This window comes from Streptomyces albireticuli (assembly GCF_002192455.1).
Classification (GTDB): domain Bacteria; phylum Actinomycetota; class Actinomycetes; order Streptomycetales; family Streptomycetaceae; genus Streptomyces; species Streptomyces albireticuli_B.
Window position 1 is genome coordinate 4,241,240 of the sequence record NZ_CP021744.1, and the last position, 24,419, is coordinate 4,265,658.

The 24,419-nt window shown below is 71.1% G+C and carries 24 protein-coding genes; 15 read left to right on the forward strand and 9 right to left on the reverse strand.

Annotated elements, in window-relative coordinates; genetic code table 11:
• Position 1: 1 nt before the first annotated feature.
• Entirely contained in the window at positions 2-475 is a 474-nt protein-coding gene (locus SMD11_RS18300) for an ATP-binding protein (RefSeq protein ID WP_087927468.1), read from the forward strand.
• Between the two features lie 19 nt (positions 476-494).
• On the opposite strand, the gene argS is transcribed toward SMD11_RS18300, so the two are convergent.
• Positions 495-2,249 carry an arginine--tRNA ligase gene (gene argS / locus SMD11_RS18305; RefSeq protein ID WP_087927469.1) on the reverse strand — a complete coding sequence of 585 codons (1,755 nt, stop codon included), beginning with the start codon at positions 2,247-2,249 and terminating at the stop codon, positions 495-497.
• Positions 2,250-2,393: 144 nt separating this feature from the next.
• On the opposite strand from argS, the gene lysS reads away from it, so the two are divergent.
• A complete protein-coding gene (lysS, locus tag SMD11_RS18310) occupies positions 2,394-4,154 on the forward strand; it encodes a lysine--tRNA ligase (RefSeq protein ID WP_418952452.1) in 1,761 nt (586 codons plus the stop codon).
• Between the two features lie 82 nt (positions 4,155-4,236).
• On the opposite strand, the gene SMD11_RS18315 is transcribed toward lysS, so the two are convergent.
• Both SMD11_RS18315 and SMD11_RS18320 read right to left on the reverse strand, forming a co-directional pair.
• Complete coding sequence (locus SMD11_RS18315; protein WP_087927471.1) at positions 4,237-4,953, reverse strand: hypothetical protein; 717 nt, start codon at positions 4,951-4,953, stop codon at positions 4,237-4,239.
• A 111-nt stretch (positions 4,954-5,064) separates the two neighbouring features.
• Complete coding sequence (locus tag SMD11_RS18320; RefSeq protein WP_087927472.1) at positions 5,065-5,928, reverse strand: hypothetical protein; 864 nt, start codon at positions 5,926-5,928, stop codon at positions 5,065-5,067.
• 164 nt (positions 5,929-6,092) lie between these two features.
• Between SMD11_RS18320 and SMD11_RS18325 the strand changes: the two genes are divergently transcribed.
• Positions 6,093-7,286, forward strand: a complete 1,194-nt coding sequence (locus SMD11_RS18325) for an RtcB family protein (protein ID WP_087927473.1) — start codon at positions 6,093-6,095, stop codon at positions 7,284-7,286.
• An 85-nt stretch (positions 7,287-7,371) separates the two neighbouring features.
• On the opposite strand, the gene SMD11_RS18330 is transcribed toward SMD11_RS18325, so the two are convergent.
• The 3 genes from SMD11_RS18330 to SMD11_RS18340 form a co-directional block, all read right to left on the reverse strand.
• Positions 7,372-7,752, reverse strand: coding sequence for a VOC family protein (locus tag SMD11_RS18330; RefSeq protein ID WP_087927474.1), 381 nt, complete (start codon positions 7,750-7,752; stop codon positions 7,372-7,374).
• Positions 7,753-7,876: 124 nt separating this feature from the next.
• Positions 7,877-8,644, reverse strand: a complete 768-nt coding sequence (locus SMD11_RS18335; protein ID WP_087927475.1) for an SDR family NAD(P)-dependent oxidoreductase — start codon at positions 8,642-8,644, stop codon at positions 7,877-7,879.
• 135 nt (positions 8,645-8,779) lie between these two features.
• Positions 8,780-9,115 (reverse strand): YnfA family protein, encoded by a 336-nt coding sequence (locus tag SMD11_RS18340; RefSeq protein WP_087927476.1) that lies wholly within the window; start codon positions 9,113-9,115, stop codon positions 8,780-8,782.
• Between the two features lie 523 nt (positions 9,116-9,638).
• On the opposite strand from SMD11_RS18340, the gene SMD11_RS35475 reads away from it, so the two are divergent.
• From SMD11_RS35475 to SMD11_RS18355, 3 genes are all read left to right on the forward strand, one after another.
• Positions 9,639-10,022, forward strand: a complete 384-nt coding sequence (locus SMD11_RS35475; protein WP_159395318.1) for an STAS domain-containing protein — start codon at positions 9,639-9,641, stop codon at positions 10,020-10,022.
• Positions 10,023-10,090: 68 nt separating this feature from the next.
• Positions 10,091-10,825, forward strand: a complete 735-nt coding sequence (locus tag SMD11_RS18350; protein ID WP_234366081.1) for an ANTAR domain-containing protein — start codon at positions 10,091-10,093, stop codon at positions 10,823-10,825.
• Positions 10,826-10,830: 5 nt separating this feature from the next.
• A complete protein-coding gene (locus SMD11_RS18355) occupies positions 10,831-11,559 on the forward strand; it encodes a GAF and ANTAR domain-containing protein (protein WP_324614753.1) in 729 nt (242 codons plus the stop codon).
• A gap of 31 nt (positions 11,560-11,590) precedes the next feature.
• Here SMD11_RS18355 and SMD11_RS18360 read toward each other — a convergent pair whose 3' ends face one another.
• Positions 11,591-12,178, reverse strand: a complete 588-nt coding sequence (locus tag SMD11_RS18360; RefSeq protein ID WP_087927478.1) for a hypothetical protein — start codon at positions 12,176-12,178, stop codon at positions 11,591-11,593.
• A gap of 127 nt (positions 12,179-12,305) precedes the next feature.
• Here SMD11_RS18360 and hemL point away from each other — a divergent pair, with 127 nt between their 5' ends.
• The 8 genes from hemL (at position 12,306) to SMD11_RS18400 (ending at position 20,762) form a co-directional block, all read left to right on the forward strand.
• Positions 12,306-13,622, forward strand: coding sequence for a glutamate-1-semialdehyde 2,1-aminomutase (gene hemL / locus SMD11_RS18365; RefSeq protein ID WP_087927479.1), 1,317 nt, complete (start codon positions 12,306-12,308; stop codon positions 13,620-13,622).
• Positions 13,623-13,630: 8 nt separating this feature from the next.
• Positions 13,631-14,341, forward strand: coding sequence for a histidine phosphatase family protein (locus SMD11_RS18370; protein ID WP_234366082.1), 711 nt, complete (start codon positions 13,631-13,633; stop codon positions 14,339-14,341).
• Between the two features lie 170 nt (positions 14,342-14,511).
• Positions 14,512-15,711: a hypothetical protein gene (locus SMD11_RS18375; RefSeq protein WP_087927480.1), complete on the forward strand. Its 1,200-nt coding sequence runs from the start codon at positions 14,512-14,514 to the stop codon at positions 15,709-15,711.
• Between the two features lie 137 nt (positions 15,712-15,848).
• Complete coding sequence (locus SMD11_RS18380; RefSeq protein WP_087927481.1) at positions 15,849-16,472, forward strand: TlpA family protein disulfide reductase; 624 nt, start codon at positions 15,849-15,851, stop codon at positions 16,470-16,472.
• A gap of 46 nt (positions 16,473-16,518) precedes the next feature.
• On the forward strand, positions 16,519-17,256 hold the full coding sequence (locus SMD11_RS18385; protein ID WP_087930591.1) for a cytochrome c biogenesis CcdA family protein: 738 nt from the start codon (positions 16,519-16,521) through the stop codon (positions 17,254-17,256).
• Between the two features lie 5 nt (positions 17,257-17,261).
• A complete protein-coding gene (gene resB / locus SMD11_RS18390; RefSeq protein WP_087927482.1) occupies positions 17,262-18,998 on the forward strand; it encodes a cytochrome c biogenesis protein ResB in 1,737 nt (578 codons plus the stop codon).
• On the forward strand, positions 18,998-20,155 hold the full coding sequence (ccsB, locus tag SMD11_RS18395; RefSeq protein WP_087930592.1) for a c-type cytochrome biogenesis protein CcsB: 1,158 nt from the start codon (positions 18,998-19,000) through the stop codon (positions 20,153-20,155). Before resB ends, ccsB begins: the two co-directional genes overlap by 1 nt.
• 82 nt (positions 20,156-20,237) lie before the next feature.
• Positions 20,238-20,762 (forward strand): SRPBCC domain-containing protein, encoded by a 525-nt coding sequence (locus SMD11_RS18400; RefSeq protein WP_087927483.1) that lies wholly within the window; start codon positions 20,238-20,240, stop codon positions 20,760-20,762.
• Positions 20,763-20,796: 34 nt separating this feature from the next.
• Here the strand turns inward: SMD11_RS18400 and SMD11_RS18405 are convergent, their stop codons facing one another.
• Together SMD11_RS18405 and SMD11_RS18410 are read right to left on the reverse strand one after the other, a co-directional pair.
• A complete protein-coding gene (locus SMD11_RS18405) occupies positions 20,797-22,224 on the reverse strand; it encodes an alkaline phosphatase family protein (RefSeq protein WP_087927484.1) in 1,428 nt (475 codons plus the stop codon).
• 262 nt (positions 22,225-22,486) lie between these two features.
• Positions 22,487-22,810 carry a PLD nuclease N-terminal domain-containing protein gene (locus SMD11_RS18410; RefSeq protein WP_087927485.1) on the reverse strand — a complete coding sequence of 108 codons (324 nt, stop codon included), beginning with the start codon at positions 22,808-22,810 and terminating at the stop codon, positions 22,487-22,489.
• Between the two features lie 86 nt (positions 22,811-22,896).
• On the opposite strand from SMD11_RS18410, the gene SMD11_RS18415 reads away from it, so the two are divergent.
• Positions 22,897-24,354, forward strand: a complete 1,458-nt coding sequence (locus SMD11_RS18415; RefSeq protein WP_087927486.1) for a menaquinone biosynthesis decarboxylase — start codon at positions 22,897-22,899, stop codon at positions 24,352-24,354.
• Positions 24,355-24,419 lie beyond the last annotated feature (65 nt).

The following is a 24,419-nucleotide window of genomic DNA, read 5'->3' on the forward strand; positions in this document are numbered from 1 at the left end:
CATGGGCGACGACCCGGAGCAGGACGACGTCAGGAAGGACGACCCGGAGCGGGCCGATCCGGAACAGGCCGACGACTGGGAGTACACGCTTCAGGTCCCCCGCGACCCGCTGGCCCCCTGCATCGCACGGCGCACCCTCCGCACGATCTTCCAGCAGCACGGCTTCGCCGCCGTGGCCGACACCGCCGAGCTGCTGACCTCCGAGCTGCTCACCAACGCCTACCGCTACTCCGACGGCCCCGCCTCGGTACGGGTGAAGGGCGAGGGGGAGCGGGTGCGGGTGAGCGTCTGGGACACCAACCCCAAGCTCCCGGCGCCGGTCAGGGCCGCGCCGCCGGACGGCGAGGCCGAACAGGGGCGCGGGCTGGGGCTGGTGATGACCTGCGCCGACAGCTGGGGCGGGTTCGCGCTGCGGGACCAGCCGCAGGGGCTGGTCGGCAAGCTGATGTGGTTCGAACTGGGGGGCGGGCACTGACCCCGCCCCCCGGCGCGGACTACAGCTGCTCGGGCGTCCGGATGCCCAGCAGGGTCATGCCCTGGCGCAGGGTGCGGGCCGTCAGGTCGCAGAGGAAGAGGCGGTTCTCCACCTGCTGCGGGGTCTCGGCCTTGAGGACCGGGCACTCGGCGTAGAACGTGGTGTAGAGCGAGGCCAGCTGGTAGAGGTACCCGGCCAGCTTGTGCGGCTCGTAGGAGGCGGTGACCTCGGCGAGGTTCTCCCCGAACTGGTCCAGGTGCATGCCCAGCGCGCGCTCGGCCGGGGCCAGCGCGAGCTCCGGGTGGGCGGCCGGGCGGGCCTCGCCCGCCTTGCGGAGGATCGACTGGATACGGGCGTAGGCGTACTGGAGGTAGACGCTGGTGTCGCCGTTGAGGGACACCATCTGGTCCAGGTCGAACTTGTAGTCGCGGGAGACGGACGTGGACAGGTCCGCGTACTTCACCGCGCCGATGCCGACCTGGGCGCCGCGCTCGGCGATCTGCTCCTCGGTCAGGTCCTGGGCCTTCTCCCGGACGACGGCCGTCGCGCGGTCGATCGCCTCGTCGAGCAGGTCGATCAGGCGGACCGTCTCGCCCTCACGGGTCTTGAACGGCTTGCCGTCCTTGCCGAGGACCGTGCCGAAGCCGAGCTGGACGGCCTTGACGCCCTCGGGCAGCCAGCCGGCCCGGCGGGCGGTCTCGAAGACCATCTTGAAGTGCAGGGACTGCCGGGCGTCCACCACGTACAGCAGGGTGTCGGCCTTGAGGTTGCCCACCCGGTCGCGGATCGCGGACAGGTCCGTGGCCGCGTAGCCGAAGCCGCCGTCGGACTTCTGGACGATCAGCGGCGAGGGCTTGCCGTCCGGGCCCTTGACGTCGTCGAAGAAGACGCACAGCGCGCCGTTGGAGCGGACGGCGACGCCGGACTCCTCCAGCAGGCGGCAGGTCTCGGCGAGCATGTCGTTGTAACCGGACTCGCCGACGATGTCCTCGTCGCGGATCTCCACGTCGAGCTTGTCGAAGACCGAGTAGAAGTAGATCTTCGACTCGTCGACGAACCGCTGCCACAGTGCGAGGGTCTCCTCGTCGCCCGCCTGGAGGTCGACGACCCGGCGCCGGGCGCGGGCCTTGAACTCCTCGTCGGAGTCGAAGAGCGTCCGCGACGCCTTGTACAGCCGGTTGAGGGAGGACATGGCCTCCTCGCCGGAGACCTCGCCCTCGTGGTCCAGCTCGTGCGGGTGCTCGATCAAGTACTGGATGAGCATGCCGAACTGGGTGCCCCAGTCGCCGATGTGGTGCCGGCGCACGACCTGCTCGCCGGAGAACTCCAGGATCCGCACCACCGCGTCGCCGATCACCGAATTGCGCAGGTGGCCGACGTGCATCTCCTTGGCCACGTTCGGCTGCGCGTAGTCGATGACCGTGGTGCCCGGGTGCTCCGCGAAGGGCACGCCCAGCCGGTCGTCGGCGGCGCGCGCGGCCAGGGTCGTAACGATCGCCTCGTCCGTGATCGTGATGTTCAGGAAGCCGGGGCCCGAGACCTCGACGTCCTTGATCAGGTCACCGGCGGGCAGGCCCTCGACGACCTTCGCCGCCAGCTCGCGGGGGTTGCCCCCCAGCTTCTTGGCGAGCGCCAGCATCCCGTTGGCCTGGAAGTCGGCCCGGTCGCTTCGTCGCAGCAGCGGGTCGGCGGCGCCGGCCTCCGGCAGGGCGGCCGAGAGGGCATCCGCGATGCGCTGGTGGAGCGAGGAAGCGAGGGAGGGAACCGAAGCCATGGGGTGGGTGCCATTCCGGTAGGCGGCATGAAGGTCCCACCGAGTATCCCATGCGTGTACCACGGCCCCTCGGTGATTTCGCCGCACCCCGGGCAACCCCGGGGCCACGCCTTTCGTCTGGGACAATGGTCATGCCAGGACCGTATGGAAGGAAGTGCCGTGGCTCAGGCTCAGAGCACCGAGGCCGACTGGGTCTCCCGTTTCGCCGACGACGTCATTGCCGAAGCGGAGCGCCGCGCCCCCGGCAAACCGATCGTCGTGGCCTCCGGGCTCTCCCCCTCCGGCCCGATCCACCTCGGCAACCTCCGCGAGGTCATGACCCCGCACCTGGTCGCCGACGAGATGCGGCGCCGCGGCCACGAGGTCCGGCACCTGATCTCCTGGGACGACTACGACCGCTACCGCAAGGTGCCGAACGGCGTCCCCGGCATCGACGAGTCCTGGGCCGAGCACATCGGCAAGCCGCTGACCTCGGTCCCGGCCCCGGCCGGCTCGGCGTACCCGAACTGGGCCGAGCACTTCAAGGCCGCCATGGTCGAGGCGCTGGCCGAGCTCGGCGTCGAGTACGACCCGATCAGCCAGACCGAGCAGTACACCTCGGGCGTCTACCGCGAGCAGATCCTGCACGCGATGAAGCACCGCGGTGACATCGACGCCATCCTCGACCAGTACCGGACGAAGAAGGACCCCGCCGCGGCCGGCAAGAAGCCGCAGCAGAAGCAGCAGAAGCCGGTCGACGAGGCCGAGCTGGAGGCCGCCGAGGGCTCCGGCGCCGCCGCCGAGGACGACGGCAGCGGCTCCGGCGCGGGCTACTTCCCGTACAAGCCGTACTGTGGCGCGTGCGAGAAGGACCTCACCACCGTCACCGCGTACGACGACGCGACCACCGAGCTGTCCTACACCTGTGTGTGCGGGCACTCCGAGACCGTGCTGCTCAGCGAGTTCAACCGCGGCAAGCTGGTCTGGAAGGTCGACTGGCCGATGCGCTGGGCCTACGAGGGCGTGATCTTCGAGCCCTCCGGCGTCGACCACTCCTCGCCGGGCTCGTCCTTCGTCGTCGGCGGCCAGATCGTCCGCAAGGTCTTCGGCGGCGAGCAGCCGATCGGCCCGATGTACGCCTTCGTCGGCATCAGCGGCATGGCCAAGATGTCCAGCTCCAAGGGCGGCGTCCCCACGCCGGGCGACGCGCTGAAGATCATGGAGGCACCGCTGCTGCGCTGGCTCTACGCCCGCCGCAGGCCCAACCAGTCCTTCAAGATCGCCTTCGACCAGGAGATCCAGCGGCTCTACGACGAGTGGGACAAGCTGGAGTCCAAGGTCGCCGACGGCACGGTGCTGCCCGCCGACGCCGCCGCGTACAGCCGGGCCGCCCGTACGGCCGCCGGTGAGCTGCCGCGCACCCCGCGCCCGCTGCCGTACCGCACGCTCGCCTCGGTCGTCGACATCACCGGCGGCCACGACGAGCAGACGCTGCGGATCCTCGGCGAGCTGGACCCGGCCAACCCGGTCACCACGCTGGACGAGACCCGGCCCCGGCTCGACCGCGCCGAGCACTGGATCAACACCCAGGTCCCGGCCGAGTCGCGCACGGTCGTCCGCGCCGAGCCCGACGCCGAGGCGCTCGCCGCCCTCGACGACGAGGCCCGCGCCTCGCTGCGGCTGCTGCTGGACGGCCTCGACGAGCACTGGTCGCTCGACGGCCTCACCACGCTCGTCTACGGCGTGCCCAAGGTCCTGGCCGGGCTGGAGCCCGACGCCAAGCCGACGCCCGAGCTGAAGGTCGCCCAGCGGTCCTTCTTCGCCCTGCTCTACCAGCTCCTGGTCGGGCGGGACACCGGCCCGCGGCTGCCCACGCTGCTCCTCGCCGTGGGCGCGGACCGGGTGCGCAAGCTGCTGGCGGCGTAACGCCCCGAGCGGTTCACGGCGGAGGGCCGCCACCCGGTGACACCGGGTGGCGGCCCTCCGCCGTTCCGCCGCTTCTCGCCGGCTACTTCTTGTTGGCGTCGGCGACGGCCGTGACGGCCTCCTTCGCCGCGGTCCGGGCGTTCTTCATCAGACCTTCCGCGTCGGGGTTCTTCGCACCCTGGTAGCCCGCGCCGCTGTACTTCACGGTGATCACGACATTGGCGGTCCGGGTGACGACGATCGCGTTGCGGTAGTCGTCGTCGCTCTTGCGGTAGTCCGAGGCCACGCTGTTCGCCTCGTCACCGATGTCGGCGACCTTCTCGGTCTTGGCCTCCTTGGCGCCGTCCTCGGTGGCCGCCTTGGTGGTCCGCTGGGCGACGAACGCCTGGGCGCGCTTCTCGCCCGAGCCCAGGGCCGGGTCGGCGGCGAAGCGCTTCAGGGAGACCGTCAGGGTGCGGAACTGCATGTCCTTGGGGTCCTCGTCGTCGAGGCCGTTCCAGAAGCAGCTCGCCGAGTCGTTGGAGTCGGAGGCGGGGAGCGGTTCCCCCTCCTTCTTCTTCGCCTTCGGCACGATCGAGTCGATCGTCTTCTCGGTGACGGTCTTGCACACCTCGGGCAGCTTGGTGAACGTCGCCTCCTTGACGGACGGCGAGGCGCTGGGCGTCGCCGCCGCGGAGGGCGTGGCCGAGGCCTTCTTCTTGTCGCCGGAGTCGTCGTCCGAGCAGCCGGTGGCGACGAGCATCACCGGTACTGCGGCGCAGGCGAGGATTCGGGCGAGTCGCGGGGCTGTTCGGTGCATGGGTCCTTCGCTCGTTCAGGTTCGAGGGCGGGCCGGGCTGCGCCCGGGTCTGGTCGGCACGGTACGCGGCCGACGCACGGCCGTGGTCGAAGTGGGACGTTACTCGCCGGGCTAATTGCCGAAGTGCCCCGCGTCCAGCTCCCGGGCCAGGCCGTGCGCCCGGCCCTGGAGGTCCTCGCTGCTGGGGACGTGCTGCCGGTCGGTCGACCACTGGTCGTAGGCGATGCTCACCAGGACGTTGGCGGACCGGAAGACGATCGCGATGTCGCGGTGCACGCCGGAGCCCGTGGTGCTCAGCTTGTCGTCGACGAACGCCTCGTCGCCGAGGTCGTCGAGGGCGCGCGGGGCCAGGCCCGAGGGCGAGCCAGAGGGCGGGACCGACGGGGAGGGGGAGGCGGTGCCGCTGGGCTTGCCGGACGCCGCGCCGCCCTGCGGGTGCGCGCCGGAGGAGGCGCTCGGCGCGCCGGAGGAGGGCGCCGGGGTGGCGGGGGCGGACGAGCCGGAGGCCGAGGCGGCGGCGGTCGGGATGTGGGCGGCGGTGGCCTCGCGGGCGTAGAGCTGCTGCGCGCGCTGCTCGTCGCTGACGCCCGGCTGGTACGACACCACGCGCTCGAAGTCGACCGACAGGTGGCGGGTGCCCTCGGGGGTCTCCAGCCGCCAGCGGCAGCCGACGCGGCGGTCGGTGTCGTAGGTGATGGCGGCCTGGCCCTTGTAGACCTTCTCGATCTCCGCCTCGCTCTCGTTCTCGCCCGCGGGCAGCAGGCGGCGGAGCGTGTCGCGGTTGACGTAGCCGCAGGGTTCGGGGAGGCCGCGGTACTTCCCGGGCTCGCCGGCGGGGGCCGAGGAGCCGGGCTGGCCGGGCTTGGAGTCGTCGCCTCCGCCGCCGGTGCCGGATGCCCCGCTGCACGAGGTGAGGCCCGCGGTCAGCACGGCCGCCACCAGCGCGGCGGCCGGTGCGTACGCCCTTCGCTGCACTGTCCGTGGCCCCTCTCGCCCGAAAACGTGTTGCCGCCGGTCCGGCGGCGGCTGGACAGTATGTCTACCGCACGTGCCGCCGCGTCCGCCGGTTCACTGCCATGAATCATGCGATTTGTCCGGCTTTTGCGTTATCTTTCTTTTACGGGGTAATGGGGAAAATCATGTCCTACACCGAGGTGCCCGGCGCCCGGGTTCCGATCCGCATGTGGGCCGACCCGGCCACGGTCGAGGGCGTCGCCATGCAGCAGCTGCGCAACGTCTCGACCCTGCCGTGGATCCAGGGCCTCGCGGTGATGCCCGACGTCCACTTCGGCAAGGGCGCCACGGTCGGCTCGGTGATCGCGATGCGTGGCGCGGTGTGCCCGGCGGCGGTCGGGGTGGACATCGGCTGCGGGATGTCGGCGGTGAAGACCTCGCTGACCGCGGAGGACCTGCCCGCCGACCTGTCGCGGCTGCGCTCCCGGATCGAGCAGGCGATCCCGGTGGGCCGCGGGATGCACGACTCCGCGGTGGACCCGGGCAAGCTGCACGGGCTGGCGACGTCGGGGTGGGACGACTTCTGGGGGCGGTTCGACGGGGTCGCGGATGCGGTCAAGTTCCGTCAGGAGCGCGCCACGAAGCAGATGGGAACGCTCGGATCCGGGAATCACTTCATTGAATTCTGTCTCGACGAGACGGGTTCGGTCTGGCTGATGCTCCACTCCGGCTCCCGGAACATCGGCAAGGAGCTCGCCGAGTACCACATCGGCCAGGCCCAGAAGCTGCCGCACAACCAAGGCCTGATCGACCGCGACCTCGCGGTCTTCGTCGCGGACACCCCGCAGATGGCGGCCTACCGGCACGACCTGTTCTGGGCGCAGGAGTACGCCAAGCACAACCGCGAGCTGATGATGGCGCTCTTCAAGGACGTGGTCCGCAAGGAGTTCGCCAAGGCCAAGCCGGCCTTCGACCAGGTCATCTCCTGCCACCACAACTACGTGGCCGAGGAGCGCTACGAGGGCATGGACCTGCTCGTCACGCGCAAGGGCGCGATCCGCGCCGGCAGCGGCGAGTTCGGCATCATCCCGGGCTCGATGGGCACCGGCTCGTACATCGTGAAGGGCCTCGGCAACGCGGCCTCCTTCAACTCCGCGTCCCACGGCGCGGGCCGCAAGATGAGCCGCAACGCCGCGAAGAAGCGCTTCACCACGCGGGACCTGGAGGAGCAGACACGCGGTGTGGAGTGCCGTAAGGACGCCGGTGTGGTCGACGAGATCCCCGGGGCGTACAAGCCGATCGAGAAGGTCATGGAGCAGCAGCGCGACCTCGTCGAGGTCGTCGCGAAGCTGAAGCAGGTCGTCTGCGTCAAGGGCTGATCGTCCGCGTCGAGCGCCTGGGCACGCGACCGGCGCGGGAGGGGCCCGGCACCCGGGTGGGTGCCGGGCCCCTTCGCCGTGTGTGTCAGGCGTCCTGCTGGTACCAGCGCAGCTCGACCGTGTTGCCGTCCGGGTCCAGGACGTAGAGGGACTGGCCGTCGCCGCGGGCGCCGAAGCGGGAGCCGGGGCCGTCGGTGACGGTGAAGGTGCCGGCGTCGATCACGGTCTGCCAGTCGAGGGGCTCGACGACGAGGCAGATGTGGTCGACGTTGGACTCGCCCCGGTCGCGCTTGAACAGGTCGATGATCGTCGTCGGCGAGACGCGGACCGAGGGGAAGGGCACCTCGCCCGCGCGCCACTCGTCCACGCGGACCGGCTCCAGGCCGAGCGGACCGGTGTAGAAGGCCAGCGCCCGCTCGACGTCGGAGACGTTGAGCACGAGGTGGTCGAAGCCGGTGACACGCATGGGATTCCCCTTTCGTAGGGCCGTCCCCCAGGACGGCCGCGCTAAGAAAGTAACCCTTGATGATCTTCAGCGCGATCCGCATTTCGTCCCGCGTCCGGGGCCCCGGGGCCGGTGGGCCCGCGGCTCAGCTCTCGCGGTGGACCTTGTGGTTGGCGGCCTGGGCGCGCGGGCGGACCACGAGGAGGTCGATGTTGACGTGCGGCGGGCGGGTGACGGCCCAGGCGATGGTGTCGGCGATGTCCTCGGCGGTCAGCGGCTCGGCCACGCCCGCGTAGACGGCGGCGGCCTTCTCCTCGTCGCCGCGGAAGCGGGTGACGGCGAACCCCTCGGTCTTCACCATGCCGGGCGCGATCTCCACGACGCGCACGGGCTCGCCGCACAGCTCCAGGCGGAGCGTCTCGGCCATCACATGGGCGCCGTGCTTGGCCGCGACGTAGCCGCCACCGCCCTCGTAGGTGGCGAGGCCGGCGGTGGAGGAGACGATCAGGACGGTGCCGCCGTCGGGGGCGGTGCGCAGGCGGGGGAGCAGGGCCTGGGTGACGTTGAGCGCGCCGAGGACGTTGACCTCGTACATCGCCCGCCAGTCGGTGGGGTCGGCGGTGGCGACGGATTCGGTGCCGAGGGCGCCGCCGGCGTTGTTGACCAGGACGTCGACGGCCGGGAAGTCGTCGAGGAAGACGCCGAAGACCGTGACGGCGGCGCGGTCGGTCACGTCGAGCTCGTAGGCGACGGCCTCGTGGCCGGCGGCGGTGAGCTCGGCGGCGAGGGCCTCGATCCGGTCCGCGCGGCGGGCGGTGAGCACGACACGGTAGCCCTCGGCGGCCAGCCGGCGGGCGGTGGCGGCGCCGATTCCGCTGCTCGCGCCGGTGATGACTGCGGTGCGGGTGCTCATGAGGGGCCTCCTGGGGCGCAAGCGACGTGGCAGATCCGTGCGCAGGATATGCGGCGGGTGCGCCGGGGCGGCGGCTGCCCGTGGCGTTCCGGCCGTCGTCCGCGGTGGCCGTGCGGCGGCGCCGGCGGCCGGACGTCAGCGGTCGCGGGGGACGTACATGATGATCGCGACGCCGGCCAGGCAGACGAGCGCGCCGAGGACGTCGTAGCGGTCCGGGCGGTAGCCGTCCGCGACCATGCCCCAGGCCAGCGAGCCGGCGACGAAGACCCCGCCGTACGCGGCGAGGATGCGGCCGAAGTCGGCGTCCGGCTGGAGCGTGGCGACGAAGCCGTAGGCGCCCAGGGCCACGATGCCGGTGCCGATCCACGCCCAGCCCCGGTGCTCACGGACGCCCTGCCACACGAGCCAGGCGCCGCCGATCTCCAGCAGCGCGGCGAGGACGAAGAGGGCGATGGAGCGCACGGTGAGCATGGGCGAAGGCTACGGCGGGCCCGGAACCGGAAGGGGACGGAAGGGGACGGCGGAGAGCCGGAAGGGGCCGGAGGTGGACGGACCGGCCGGTGGCCCACCCTCCCCTGGCGGGGACACCGGCCGGTTCTTCCTCGACCGCGGAGGGACCGGCAGGGTTGGGAGGCACCCGGAGCGTCCGCGGGAGGATGCGGCCGGGGGCCTGGGCCACGGGCGTCACCCTAGGGCACGGGCGGGGCGCCCGGAAGGCGGCCCGGGCCCGGTGGCGAGGGTCTCGGCCAACCCCGGGAGGGGGCGGCGGCGAGGGGATGCGCGAGGCGGACCTCGTCACCTAAGCACGGATCGTTCCCCGGCGTGGGCGAACCCGGGCGATTTTCATACCTTCGGGGGCCTGAAGGCATGGCCCCTTCTGGGCGGAGGGCATCGGACATACCGTTGCGGGAGCCACCCCGGACCCTGGTGGCGGCGGTGCCCGAAGGGTGTGCTCCCGGGGCCGTCCGACCTGGTCCGAGCAGGGGGAACAGCGGTGACGGAGTGGCAAGGTGAGGCCAGGATCCGGGTGGTCGGCCGTTGGGGTGTGCTGGAACTGGCGGGTGAGGCCGATGTGGCGGCCGTGCCGGAGATGGAGTCGCTGCTCCTCCAGCTGGTGGCGCTGGGCCGGCCCGTCGTCGTGGTCGACCTGCGGCAGGTGACCTTCTTCGACTGCGCCGTCCTGGGCGCGCTGTACCGGGCCCGGGGCGGGGTGCTCGCGGCGGGCGGTTCCTTCGAGGTGCTGTGCACCCGGCCGTGGGCGCTCAAGGTCATGCGCGTGGCCGGCCTGCTGGAGGTCTTCCGGCCGGTCGCCTCGCTCACGGATCTGGCTGATCTGGAAGCCCTCCAGGACAGCCCTCACAAGGGCTCCCGGGCGTAGGGTGAAGACGGCGGGTCGCTCGTTCCGGGCGGCACGTGGCGGACGGGCCCGGGAAGCAGGTGCCGACGGTGGCGACCAGCACGGGCATGGCCCGGGTGCTGCGCGAGCTGTCCTCGCGATCGGGCCCGGGACTGATCGGCGGGGATCCGCTGGAGTGCGCCCGCGTCCTGGGTGTGGACGGGGTGGCCGTCTCCCTCGTCACGGGCGGTGCCCTGAGCGAGCTGGTGTGGTCGTCCCCCGGAGTCAGCGAACGCCTCGAGGACGAGCAGTACACGCTGGGCGAGGGCCCGGGCGTGGACTCCGTCGGCTCCTGCGCGGTGGTCGTGGAGCCGGATCTGGCGCGGGTCCGCGCCGACCGGTGGCCGGTGCTGCTGCCCGCGCTGGCCGGGCTCGGGGTGGGCGCCGTCTTCTGCTTCCCGCTGCGCATCGGCGGGGTGTGCCTGGGTGTGCTGACCGCGCAGCGGGGCGCGCCGGGCCCGCTGACGGCGGCCGCGATGGACGACGCCCTGATCCTGTCCGCCGCGGTGACCGCGGTGGTGCTGGACGGCGCCGGGCGGACGGAGTCCTTCGCCACGGCCGGGTCCGGCGCTCCGCTGCACCGGGCCGCGGTCCACCAGGCCAGCGGCATGATCAGCGTCCAGGCCGGGGTGTCCGTCGCCCAGGCCCTGATCCTGCTGCGGGCCCACGCCTACCGCCATGAGACGCCTCTGCTGCGGGTCGCCGAGGACGTGGTCGCCCGCCGTCTGCGCTTCCGACACACTGGTGACGGGCCGGACCCGTCTTTCGAGAAGAAAAGGGGATGATGGCCATGGCTAGCCAGCAACGCACGCTGGAGATCCTGGTCGAGGCCGTGGATTCGCTCATCGACGACTTCGATCTGATCGACTTCCTGCACAGGCTCGCCACCCGCTGTGTCGAACTGCTCGACATCGACGCGGTCGGCGTGATGATCGTCGACCCCTTCGGCGAGCTCCAGGTCATCGCCGCCTCCGACGAGCACACCAGGCTGCTGGAGCTGTTCGCCCTCCAGCACGACCAGGGACCGTGCGTGCGGTGCTACCGCACCGGGCACGCCCAGCTCGACATCGATCTGGAGTCCCCTGGGGCCACGGTGGAGTTCGGGCCCTTCGCCGCCCGCGCCCGGGAGGCCGGCTTCCGGACCACCCACGCCATCCCCATGCGGCTGCGCCACCAGATCATCGGCGCGCTGAACCTCTTCCATTCCCGTGCCGAGAAGATCTCCGAGTCCGACGCCCAGCTGGCCCAGGCGCTGGCGGACGTGGCGACGATCGCCATCCTCCAGCAGCGCACCATCGAGCAGGGCAATGTCGACAAGGCGCAGTTGCAGGCCGCGCTGCACAGCCGGGTGGTCATCGAGCAGGCCAAGGGAGTGCTGGCCGAGCGCTGGCAGGTGGGGCTGGACGAGGCGTTCGAGGCCCTGCGGAGCTATGCCCGCCCCCGTCGGCTGCGGATGGCGGACCTGGCCCAGCGGGTGGTCCAGGGCACCCTGGACACGGCGGAGCTCGCGCCGCGCTGACCGCCGGGCCCCCGGGCCCGGCGGGCCGGGGTCAGGGCCAGACGAGGCAGTAGGGCTGGTGGCCGTTCTCGTGGAGGCGGCGGGAGAAGTCCTGCCATTCGCGCAGGAGCTGGTAGACGGTGAACGCGTCACGCGGGCCGCCGCGGTCGGGGACCGTGGACCAGATGAACGCCGCGGCGCCCACCGATTCCTCGCCGACCCCGCGCAGCGGGTCGACGACGGTCATGGGGAGCTTGACGACCGCGTAGTCGGGATGGAGAACGACCAGTTCGAGCGGGGGGACCTTGTGCAGGGGTATGCCCTCGATGCCGGTGAGCACCATGGCGGCGACCGTCTCCGGCTTGATTTTGGTGAACATGCCGCCCATGCCGAGCTCGTCGCCGCCGAGCTCCTCCGGGCGCATGGAGATCGGGACGCTGGCCGCGGCCGCACTGTTGGGTGCCCCGAAGTATTTGTAGGTCACCCCCACCCGGCCACCACTCCCGCTGATCTCCGTGCCGTCCACGCCGGGCGTGCCGTCTTCTTCGCGCCGGCCCCTGTGGCGCCCCCTGCGGGACCTCTGGGCTCGCTCGGGGCCCAGGTCATCGGTGCCCTCGCCCAGTCCGCCACCGCGATGCATATCTCCACCCGACCGCTTTTTTACGCAGGGCAGCCCCCGCCGCGCAACCCGATCATCGTCTCAGAGACCTCCCCCGTGAAGAGCGCGCGAAACGCCCGAGGGCGAGTCCCCGGCAGGCTCTGAGACCATGGCTAGCGTGAGCTACCCATATGACGCCCCAGTCTCGCAGAACCTCTTCGACCGCGCGTCTGCCGTGACGCCCGGTGGCGTGAACTCTCCGGTGCGCGCGTTCCGTGCCGTGGGCGGTACGCCCCGGTTCATGGTGTCCGGTACGGGTCCGTACCTCACGGACGCCGATGGCCGGGAGTATGTGGACCTCGTGTGCTCCTGGGGTCCGATGATCCTGGGGCACGCGCGCCCCGAGGTGATCGCGGCCGTCCAGGAGGCCGTGGCCCGTGGTACGTCCTTCGGCACGCCCGGCGAGGGCGAGGTCGCGCTGGCCGAGGAGATCGTGGCCCGGGTCGAGCCCGTGGAGCAGGTGCGCCTGGTGTCCTCGGGCACCGAGGCGACCATGTCGGCGATCCGCCTCGCGCGGGGATTCACCGGCCGGGCCAAGGTGATCAAGTTCGCCGGCTGCTACCACGGCCACGTGGACGCGCTGCTGGCCGCGGCCGGCTCCGGTGTCGCGACGTTCGGCCTGCCGGACACGCCCGGTGTGACGGGGGCGTCCGCCGCCGACACCATCGTCCTGCCGTACAACGACCTGGAGGCCGTGCACGAGGCCTTCCACGCGCACCCGGGCGAGATCGCCTGTGTGATCACGGAGGCGTCGCCGGGCAACATGGGCGTGGTGCCGCCGCGGCCGGGGTTCAACGCGGGCCTGAAGTCGGCCTGCGAGAAGAACGGCGCGCTGTTCATCTCCGACGAGGTGATGACGGGCTTCCGCACCAGCAGGGCCGGCTGGTACGGCGTCGACGGTGTGAAGCCGGACCTGATGACCTTCGGCAAGGTCATGGGCGGCGGCTTCCCGGCGGCGGCGTTCGGCGGCCGGGCCGATGTGATGGGCCACCTGGCCCCCGCGGGCCCGGTCTACCAGGCGGGCACGCTCTCGGGTAACCCGGTGGCGACGGCGGCGGGCCTGGCCCAGCTGCGGCTGCTGGACGACGCGGCGTACGAGAAGCTGGACGCGGTCTCCGCGGAGATCCGGGGGCTGGTGACCGAGGCCCTGACCAAGGAGGGCGTGGCGCACCGCCTCCAGGTGGCGTCCAACATGTTCTCCGTGTTCTTCACCGACCGCGAGGTGCGGGACTACGAGCAGGCGAAGGCGCAGCAGGCGTTCCGCTTCAACGCGTTCTTCCACTCGATGCTGGCGCAGGGTGTGTATCTGCCGCCCTCCGCGTTCGAATCCTGGTTCGTGTCGACGGCGCACGACGGCGCCGCGATCGAGCGGATCGCGGCGGCGCTGCCGGCCGCGGCGCGGGCGGCTGCCGAGGCGACGGAATGATGGACGGTATGACCACCGATATGAACGGGGCCCGGAGGGCCGGGGGCGACGAGCTGACCGTCGTCCATCTGATGCGGCACGGCGAGGTGCACAACCCGGAGGGCGTGCTCTACGGGCGCAGGCCCGGGTACCACCTGTCGGAGCTCGGGCTGCGGATGGCGGACCGGGTGGCGGAGCACCTGGCGGGGCGGGACATCACCCATGTGGTGGCCTCGCCGCTGGAGCGCGCGCAGGAGACGGCGCTGCCGATCGCCAAGGCGCACTCGCTGGACCTGGCGACGGACGACCGGCTGCTGGAGGCGGAGAACGTCTTCGAGGGCAAGACGTTCGGTGTCGGCGACGGCGCGCTGAAGAAGCCGGCCAACTGGAAGTACCTGACGAATCCTTTCCGTCCTTCGTGGGGCGAGCCGTACGTCGAGCAGGTCGTGCGGATGATGGGCGCGCTGGGCGCGGCGCGGGATGCCGCGCGGGGCCACGAGGCCGTGTGCGTGAGCCATCAGCTGCCGATCTGGATCGTGCGGAGTTTCGCGGAGCGGCGCCGGCTCTGGCACGACCCGCGTAAACGTCAGTGCACGCTGGCGAGCCTGACGACGTTCACCTTCAGGGGGGACAAAATCGTGTCGGTCGGCTACAGCGAGCCGGCCCGGGATCTCGTTCCCGCGCACCTTCTCGCGGGCGCGAAGCCGGTAAAGGGCGGGGCCAAGGCGTTCGGCGCCTGAGAGTAAGGCCTGGGCCGGAGTTCCGCGCCCTGAAGCATAAAGTCCGGTAAGTCTCCGTAAAGACCGGCAAAAGCGCGCAACCGCCTTGCTCGGCGCGCCCTCTCACGCGATGTCGTTTTATATGGACGACAAGATGCGTAGGGGGCACGTCGAGCAAGGACGGAGACGATATGCGCGACATCAGCCGACGAGGTCTCCTCGGCATGGGTATGGGAGCGGCCGCCGCGATAGGCGCCGCGGGGTGCTCCCATTCCCCGGCCGCCGTCCGCGATCCCTCGGCCAAGGCGAGCCAGCGGGCGAAGGCGAGCCCGATCGGTGACGGCTCCACCGCCGATGCCGGACCGCAGCCCAATCAGCCGCCCAAGCCGGAGCGGCTGGAGCCGGGGCAGCGGCCCCCTCAGTTCGTGATCTTCTCCTGGGACGGCGCGGGCGAGGTCGGCAACGGTCTCTTCCCGCGGTTCCGGAAGCTGGCCCGGGACCACGGGGCTCGGATGACGTTCTTCCTGTCCGGGGTCTACTGCCTCCCGGAGTCCAAGAAGAATCTCTACAAGCCGCCCAACAACCCGGTCGGCGCATCGGACATCGGCTATCTGACCGACGCCCACATCAAGTCGACGCTGGAGAACCTGCGGCAGGCGTGGCTGGAGGGCCACGAGGTCGGCACCCACTTCAACGGGCACTTCTGTTCGGGCTCCGGGTCGGTCGGGAACTGGACGCCCGAGGACTGGGAGTCCGAGATCGAGCAGGCGGTGTCGTTCGTCACCGAGTGGCGGACCAACACCGGGTTCAAGGACCTGGAGCCGCTCCCGTTCGATTACCGCAAGGAGCTCATCGGCGCCCGTACGCCGTGTCTGCTGGGGCAGGACAATCTGCTGCCGACGGCCGCGAAGCTGGGCTGGCGGTACGACGCGAGTTCGCCGGGCGGCCTTCAGATGTGGCCGAAGAAAAGGCGGGGTCTCTGGGACCTGCCGTTGCAGCAGATACCCTTCCCCGGCCATTCGTTCGAAGTCCTCTCGATGGACTACAACATCCTGGCCAATCAGTCGAAGAACACCACCCGGGGCCCCCGCGCCAACTATCCGGAGTGGCGGCAGCAGGCGACGGAATCGTATATCGCGGGATTCGATCGCGCGTACGAGACGAACAGGGCGCCCTTCTTCGTGGGCAACCATTTCGAACAGTGGAACGGCGGCATCTATATGGACGCCGTCGAAGAGGCGTTCAAATACATGGCCGACGACAAGCGCAAGGACGTCCGGGTGGTCTCCTTCCGGCAGTTCGTCGACTGGCTGGACGCCCAGGACCCCAAGGTCCTCAGCGGGCTGCGCAAGCTGGAGGTCGGGCAGAAGTGGCGGGCCCGCATCGACTGAGGCGGCGGAGGGGCGGGTCCCCGGTGAAGGCGGGCGGGGAGGGGCGGTGAGCCGTCGCGCGGCGGCCCCCGACCCGTTCGAGGGGACCCGGAGGGGGGTGCGGAAGATCCCTAAACGGACCATGCGAAACTTTTCACATGAGTGCCTGCCGCGCCTTTCGACGCCCTGTCCCACGCCGGCGTATCACCCTGCCGGCCGTTTTCGCCGCTGTCGCGGCCATGGCCCTGACCGCCTGTGGCTCGGGCGACAACCCCAAGAGCGGTGGCCAGACGCAGTTCGTGCAGGGCACGGGAGGCGTCAGCGTCGTCAACGACAAGAGCGCCCGGCAGAGCGCTCCCGACCTCGACGGCAAGACGCTGGACGGCAAGGCGCTCGACGTCGCCAAGGAGTACAAGGGCAAGATCGTCGTCCTTAACGTCTGGGGCTCGTGGTGCTCGCCCTGCCGGGCCGAGGCCAAGAACCTCGTCGCGGTCGCCAACGACTACAAGAGCAAGGGCGTGGAGTTCGTCGGGCTCAACACCCGCGACACCGACCCCGCCCCGGCGATCAAGTTCGAGAAGGAGTTCGAGGTCCCGTACCCGAGCTTCTACGACTCCGCCGGCGAGCTGCTGCTGCGCTTCCCCAAGGGCAGCCTCAACCCGCAGTTCATCCCCTCGACCGTCTTCATCGACCGCGACGGCAAGATCGCCGCGCGTGCCATCAAGGCGCTGAGCGAGGAAGAGCTGCGCAAGACGCTCGACCCGCTGGTCGCGGAGAAGTGACCGCGTGACCCCGCTCGCGACGACCCTGGCGGCCAACGCCGGGGACATGAACCAGACCGTCCTCACCGGGGCGCTGCTGCTCGCCCTGCCGGTCGCCGTGCTGGGCGGGCTGGTCTCCTTCTTCTCCCCGTGCGTCCTGCCGCTCGTACCCGGCTACCTCTCCTACGTCACCGGTGTCAGCGGCACCGACATCGCCGAGGCCAAGCGCGGCCGGATGGTCGCCGGCGCGTCCCTCTTCGTCCTCGGCTTCAGCGCGGTCTTCGTCTCCGGCGGTGCCCTCTTCGGCAACTTCGGCAACGACCTCCAGCGCTACCAGGACACCATCAGCAAGGTCCTCGGCATGCTCACCATCGTGATGGGCCTCGCCTTCATGGGGCTGCTCTCGCGCTTCGGCCAGCGTGAGTTCCGCTTCCACCGCAAGCCGGCCATGGGCCTGGCCGGGGCACCGCTGCTGGGCGCCATGTTCGGCGTCGGCTGGGCGCCCTGCGTGGGGCCGACGCTCGCCTCCGTGAACCTGCTGGCGATGAACCAGGGCAGCGCCGGCCGCGGCGCGCTGCTGATGTTCGCCTACTGCCTCGGCCTCGGTGTGCCCTTCATACTCGCCGCGGTGGCCTTCCGGCGCGCTCTCGGCGCTTTCGGCTGGGTCAAGCGGCACTATGCGTGGGTCATGCGGGCCGGTGGTGTCATGCTCGTCGCCGTCGGTGTGCTGCTCCTCACCGGCGCCTGGGACCGCATCATCGGCGAGATGCAGGTGTGGTCCAACTCCTTCGTCCCCGAGGTCTGATCACCATGGCCAAGACAGAGACAACGCCCGCCGCCGAGGACAAGGACGTCGGTGCCGCGGGCTCCCAGCTGTCCACGGCCCCGGCCGAGGAGACCGGACAGGCGGTGCCCGGCTCGTTCGGCGGCGTCCGCAAGCCCGGCGCGCTGGGCCTGCTCGCCTGGTCGGGCCGTGAGGCGGTCGGCTGGGCGCGCTGGATCTGGCGGCAGCTGACCTCGATGCGGGTCGCGCTGATCCTGCTGTTCCTGCTGTCGCTGGCGACCATCCCCGGCTCGCTCATCCCGCAGACCAGCATCGACGCGGTCAAGGCCGAGAACTGGCGCAAGGCCCACGAGACCCTCGCGCCCGTCTACGACAAGCTCGGGCTGTTCCACGTCTACAGCTCGGTGTGGTTCTCGGCGATCTACATCCTGCTGTTCACCTCCCTGATCGGCTGCATCGTCCCGCGCACCTGGCAGTTCGTCGGCCAGCTCCGCGGCCGCCCGCCGGCCGCGCCGCGCCGGCTGACCCGGCTGCCCGCGTACACCACCTGGCGCACCGAGGCCGAGCCCGAGCAGGTGCTGGCGGCGGCGGAGAAGCTGCTCAAGCGGCGGCGCTTCCGCGTCCGGCGCGCCGACGACTCGGTCGGCTCCGAGAAGGGCTATCTGCGCGAGGCCGGAAACCTCCTCTTCCACATCTCCCTGATCGTGATGCTGGTGGCCTTCGCCTCCGGCCAGCTGTGGAAGTCCGAGGGCCAGTCGCTGATCGTCGAGGGCAAGGGCTTCTCGAACAAGCTGGCGCAGTACGACGACTTCAAGTCCGGCTCCCTCTTCGACTCGGACGACCTGGAGCCCTTCAGCTTCTGGCTGGACGGCTTCGAGGCGACGTACGAGCGCACCGGCCCCCAGCGCGGCACGCCCCGCACCTACGAGGCGCACGTCAGCTACCGGGAGCGGCCGGGCGGCCCGCTGCTCAAGAAGACGATCAAGGTGAACAAGCCGCTGGAGGTGGCCGGCTCCAAGGTCTTCCTCATCGGCCACGGCTACGCGCCGGTCGTCACCGTCAAGGACGGCCAGGGCGACATCGCCTTCCGGGGCCCGGTGCCCTCGCTGCCGCTCGACGGCAACATCACGGAGACCACGGTCATCAAGGTCCCGGACTACCGGGACAAGAACAACAAGCCGGACGACCTGGGCTTCCAGGGCTCCTTCGTGCCCACCCTCGACCTGTCGACCGAGTCGATGAACTCGCAGTTCCCCGCCCTGGACAACCCGCACCTGGTGCTGACCGCCTACCGCGGCAGCCTGGGCCTGGACTCGGGCCTGCCGCAGAGCGTCTACCGCCTCGACGTGTCCAAGATGAAGCAGTTCAAGAAGGAGAACGGGCGCCCCTTCGCGCAGGCCCTCAAGGTCGGCGACAAGATGACCCTGCCGGACGGCGCGGGCACCCTGGAGTTCGACGGCATCAAGCCGTGGGCCACCTTCCAGGTCTCCCAGCAGCCCGGGAACGGGGCCGCGCTGGGCGGCGCCGTCGCCGCGCTCGTCGGCGTGGCCGCCTCGCTGTTCATCCAGCGCCGCCGGGTCTGGGCGCGGGCCGTCGCCGGCGAGGACGGGCAGACCGTCGTGGAGGTCGCCGGGCTCGGCCGCAGCGAGTCCGCGCGGCTCCCCGAGGAGCTCGCCGACCTCGCCGTCGCCCTGTACCCCGACGCACCGCCCGTCACCGACCCCACAGATTCCGCTGATCCCTCCGAAGGAGCGCGCGCGTGATCCCCATCGCTGCCGCAGCCAACGAGAACATGGCGAACCTCAGCAATGTGCTGGTGTACTCCGCCATGGCCGTCTACACCCTGGCCTTCCTCGCGCACATCGCGGAGTGGGTGTTCGGCAGCCGCAGCGCGGTCGCCCGGACCGCCGCCGCGATCACCACCGAGGCGAAGGCCGCCACCGCGGCCGCCGGTCAGGGCGCCCAGGGGGGCGGCGGCACGGCCGTCCTGGACCGCCCCAAGGTCGTCACCCGCGCGGTCGCCGGCGGCCGGGACGTCCCGGACGGGCCGGGCGCCGCGGGCACCAGCGAGAAGGGCGACGTCTTCGGCCGGATCGCGGTCTCGCTGACCGTCCTCGCCTTCCTGCTCCACGCGGGCGGCGTGCTCACCCGCGCGCTCTCCGTGGAGCGGGCGCCGTGGGGCAACATGTACGAGTTCTCCACGACCTTCGGCATGGTCGTGGTGGCCGTCTACCTCGGCCTGCTGGTCGCCAGGAAGAACGTGCGCTGGCTCGGCCTGCCGCTGGTCACCACCATCCTGCTCGACCTGGGCCTCGCCGTCTCGGTGCTCTACACCGACAGCGACCAGCTGGTGCCGGCCCTCCACTCGTACTGGCTGTGGATCCACGTCTCCTGCGCGATCATCTCGGGCGCGTCCCTGTGGGTGGGCGCGGCCGCCACGCTCTTCTACCTCTTCCGCAACGGCTACGAGGAGCGCCTGGAGCAGGGCTACGTCGGCACCGACGGCCTGAACCGCCTGCTGGCCGAGCTCCCGGCCGACGGCCGTAAGGTCGCCCGCTTCAAGGCGAAGCTCGCCAAGGGCACGGACTCCTTCGTGATGCGCCTGCCCTCGGCGGCCACCCTCGACAAGTTCGCCTACCGCATCAACGCGACCGTCTTCCCGCTGTGGACGTTCACGATCATCGCGGGCGCGATCTGGGCCGAGGCCGCCTGGGGCCGCTACTGGGGCTGGGACCCCAAGGAGGTCTGGTCCTTCATCACCTGGGTCGCCTACGCCACCTACCTGCACGCCCGGGCCACCGCCGGCTGGAAGGGCCGCAAGGCCGCGTACATCGCGCTCTTCGCCTTCGCCACGTACATCTTCAACTACTACGGCGTGAACATCTTCGTCACCGGCAAGCACTCCTACGCCGGCGTCTGAGCCACCCGTACGGCCCTCGCGCCGCCCTCCGGGCCCGTCTCCCGCCGCGCGGGAGGCGGGCCTCGGTGATAGAGCTGGACCCATGGAGATGCCCTCCCTGTACGGCCGGTCCGAGAAGCGGGGCGCCGACGACCACCTGCTCCGCTACGAGCTGTCGGTGCCCTTCCCCGTCGCGGAGGTCTGGCAGGCCGTCGCGACCCCCGAGGGCCTGCCGTCCTGGCTGGCCGCCGCCGACCCCTTCGAACAGCGCGAGGGCGGCGCCATCACGCTGCGCTGGCTCAACACCGACCCCGAGGGCCACGCCACGGTCGCGCCCGGCCGGGTGACCGCCTGGCAGCCCCGGAGGGTCGCCGAGTACACCGTCGAGATCCACGGCCGGATCCGCTTCGAGCTGGAGCCCGCGCCGCACAGCGTCGGCGGGACGCTGCTGCACTTCACCAACGAGCTGGCCTGCTCCGAGAGCGTCCGTCTGGACTGCCTGGCGGGCTGGCACCACCACTTCGAGTACCTGCTGGAGGCCCTGGCGGGCCGGCCCGCGGACTGGTCGGGGTGGACGCTGGAGCGGTGGCGCAAGCTGCGGGCGGAGTACGAGCTGAGGGGCTCGTAGGGCCGCGCCGTACGGGCCGTCCCGGGGTCCCGCCTCACCTTCGCGGGCGCGTCCCCGCCTCCTGGACCGGGAACTCCTGCGCCGCCCCGGGCAGCTTCGGCTTGGGCAGGCTCGCGACGTCCCGCCGCGCCTGCTCCAGCCGGGGGCCCGTGTCCCGGGGCAGCGCGGGCGGCGCCGCCCGGGTGCCGGAGAAGCCGAAGGCCGAGGTCAGGTCGCCGAAGGCGGAGCGCCGCCAGTCGCTGATGTTGGGCTCCTCGACGCCCGTCCAGCGCTCCAGGAAGCGGAGCACGGAGGTGTGGTCGAAGGGGTCGCCGGCGGCCCAGCCACCGACCGTCCACGGCGAGACGATCAGGCACGGCACCCGGAAGCCGGCGCCGATCGGCAGCCCCTTCACGAACTCGTCCGCCGTGCCCGCCGGGGGCACCGGCGGCGGCACGTGGTCGAAGAGGCCGTCGTTCTCGTCGTAGTTCAGGATGAAGACGGTCTTCCGCCAGACGTCCGGGTTGTCGGCGATGGCCCCGATCTTCCTCGCGACGAAGTCGGCGCCCGCCGCCGGCAGGTGCCGGGGGTGCTCGGACTCGGCCGCCGTGGGGATGATCCAGGAGACGGCCGGGAGCCGGTCGTTCCGGGCGTCCTCCTCGAAGGTGCCCTCGGGCAGCCGGCGCATGCCGCGCTCGTACAGCGGGTCGCCCGGCCGGGCCTCCTTGAAGGCCTGGAACTGCTCCAGCATGTTGCAGCCGTAGTTGTCCTGCTGCTGGTAGACGCGCCAGCTGACGCCCTTGGCCTGGAGCCGCTCGGCGTAGGTGGTCCAGCGGTACGGCTTGGGGGCGAGGTTGTCGACGACCGGGCCGCCCCGGGTGCCGCCGGCGTCGATGGTGCCGGTCATCCAGTAGAGCCGGTTGGGCCAGGTGGGGCCGAAGACCGAGCAGAAGTAGTTGTCGCAGAGGGTGAACGCCTCGGCGAGGGCGAACTGGAAGGGGATGTCCTCGCGGGTGTGGTAGCCCATCACGTACGGGCCGTTCGCGCCGTCGGCCTTGCGGTGCGCGGGCAGCCAGCGGTCCATCCGGCCGCGGTTCCACGCCTCGTGCTGCACCGACCAGGCGTGGCTGGTGGACGGGATGGCCTGGGCGCTGCTGCGCCGGGTGTCGAGGTGGAACGGGAGCAGGTAGCCCGCCGGGTTCACCTCGTCCGGCTGGTGGAAGACGGAGCGGCCGTCCGGCAGGGTCAGGGCGTCCGGGTCGGAGAAGCCCCGGACGCCCTTGAGGGTGCCGAAGTAGTGGTCGAAGGAGCGGTTCTCCTGCATCAGCAGGACCACGTGTTCGATGTCGCTCAGCGAGCCGCTGCGGGCCGGGCCGGCGGCGACGGCCCGGCGCACGCTGGGCGGCAGCAGTGACAGTGCCGCGGCGCCGCCGACCGCGCCCGCCGCCGTGCCGAGGAGTCTGCGTCGGGTCATGTCGGGCATGCGTGCCCCTCTCCCTGGAGTCGCGTGGGGCCTCAGTCTTGCCCGCAGGACTCTTCCGTCACGCCCGTGCACGGGACAGGGGAGAATGCGTGAACGATGCATCAAAGGGCTGTGGAGGTGCGGCAGTTGGGCGAGGGGCGCGCCCGGTGCCCGCCGTGGAGCTACCCGATCGGGGGACGCCCGGCTACGCCGGACGGCCGGTCGTGCGCCGGCGCCCGTCCCCCGGACGGTGGGCAGGCGAACAGGGGTGACCGGTGGCCGCTCAGGCGGCGGGCGGGGCCTCGCCCTGAGGGCCGCCGGTGCCGCCGTCCTGGTCCCGCTTGAGGGACCTGAGGAACTCGGGGTTGTCGTCGGGCGCGACCCACCGCTGCCCGCCGGCCGTGCCCCGGCCGCCCGCCGCGGCCCGCGGCCGCCCCGCGATCAGCCAGGCGACGGGCCCGATCAGCACCTCGCCGAAGAGCAGGATCACAAACACCCAGGCGATCTTCGGCAGGCCGCGGACCTCCTTCTCCGGGGTGTTCAGGCAGTCGATGAAGGCATAGATCCACAACGCCAGGATCAGCAGGAACGGCAGATACCTGAGCATGGTGGCGGACTCCCCGGTGCGGCGGTACGGGCCGCTGGGCGGCCCCGATACCGGTCCAGGGTAGTGCGTGCTTGATACTGGAACGCATGGCTTACGACGATCTCCGCTCGTTCCTCCGGGCGCTGGAACGCGACGGCGACCTCAAGCGCATCAAGGCCGAAGTCGACCCGTACCTGGAAATCGGGGAGATCGTCGACAGAGTGAACAAAGCGGGTGGGCCCGCGCTGCTCTTCGAGAACGTCAAGGGCGCGGCCATGCCGCTGGCCATGAACGTCTTCGGCACCGACCGCCGGCTGCTCAAGGCGCTCGGCCTGAAGTCCTACGACGAGATCAGCGAGAAGATCGGCGGACTGCTCAAGCCCGAGCTGCCGCAGGGCTTCGTCGGCATCCGCGAGGCCTTCGGCAAGCTGGGCTCGGTGGCGCACGTGCCGCCGCGGAAGGTGAAGTCCGACAGCGCCCCGGTCCAGGACGTGGTCCTCACCGGCGACGACGTCGACCTCGACCAGCTGCCCGCGCTCTTCACCTGGCCCGAGGACGGCGGCTCCTTCTTCAACCTCGGCCTCACCCACACCAAGCACCCCGAGACCGGCGTCCGCAACCTCGGCCTCTACCGCCTCCAGCGGCACGACAAGCGCACCATCGGGATGCACTGGCAGATCCACAAGGACAGCCGGAACCACTACCAGGTGGCCGCCAAGCGCGGGGAGAAGCTGCCCGTCGCGATCGCCTTCGGCTGCCCCCCGGCCGTCACCTACGCCTCGACCGCCCCGCTCCCCGGCGACATCGACGAGTACCTCTTCGCGGGCTTCGTCTCCGGCAAGCGCGTCGAGATGGTCGACTGCAAGACGGTGCCGCTCCAGGTCCCCGCCAACGCGGAGGTCGTCCTGGAGGGCTGGCTGGAGCCCGGCGAGATGCTCCCGGAGGGCCCCTTCGGCGACCACACGGGCTTCTACACCCCGCAGGAGCCCTTCCCGGCCCTGCGCGTCGACTGTGTGACGATGCGGCGGCGCCCGCTGCTCCAGTCGATCGTGGTGGGCCGGCCGCCGACGGAGGACGGGCCGCTCGGCCGGGCGACGGAGCGTTTCTTCCTGCCCCTGCTGAAGATCATCGTGCCGGACATCGTGGACTACCACCTGCCGGAGTCCGGCGGCTTCCACAACTGCGCGATCGTCTCGATCGACAAGAAGTACCCCAAGCACGCCCAGAAGGTCATGCACGCCATCTGGGGCGCCCACATGATGTCGCTGACCAAGCTGATCATCGTGGTGGACAGCGACTGCGACGTCCACGACCTCCACGAGGTCTCCTGGCGCGCCCTGGGCAACACGGACTACGCCCGCGACCTCACGGTCGTGGAGGGTCCGGTCGACCACCTCGACCACGCGTCGTACCAGCAGTTCTGGGGCGGCAAGGCGGGCATCGACGCGACGGCGAAGTGGCCCGAGGAGGGCTACACCCGGGACGGCGGCTGGCCGCGGATGGTCGAGTCGGATCCGGAAGTCGCCGATCGGGTGACGAAGCGCTGGAAGGAGTACGGGCTGTGACCCGTGGGCCGATGACCGTGGACGGTGCGGGGTTCCCCCGCGGCCGCCGGAGCGAACCGGGGTGC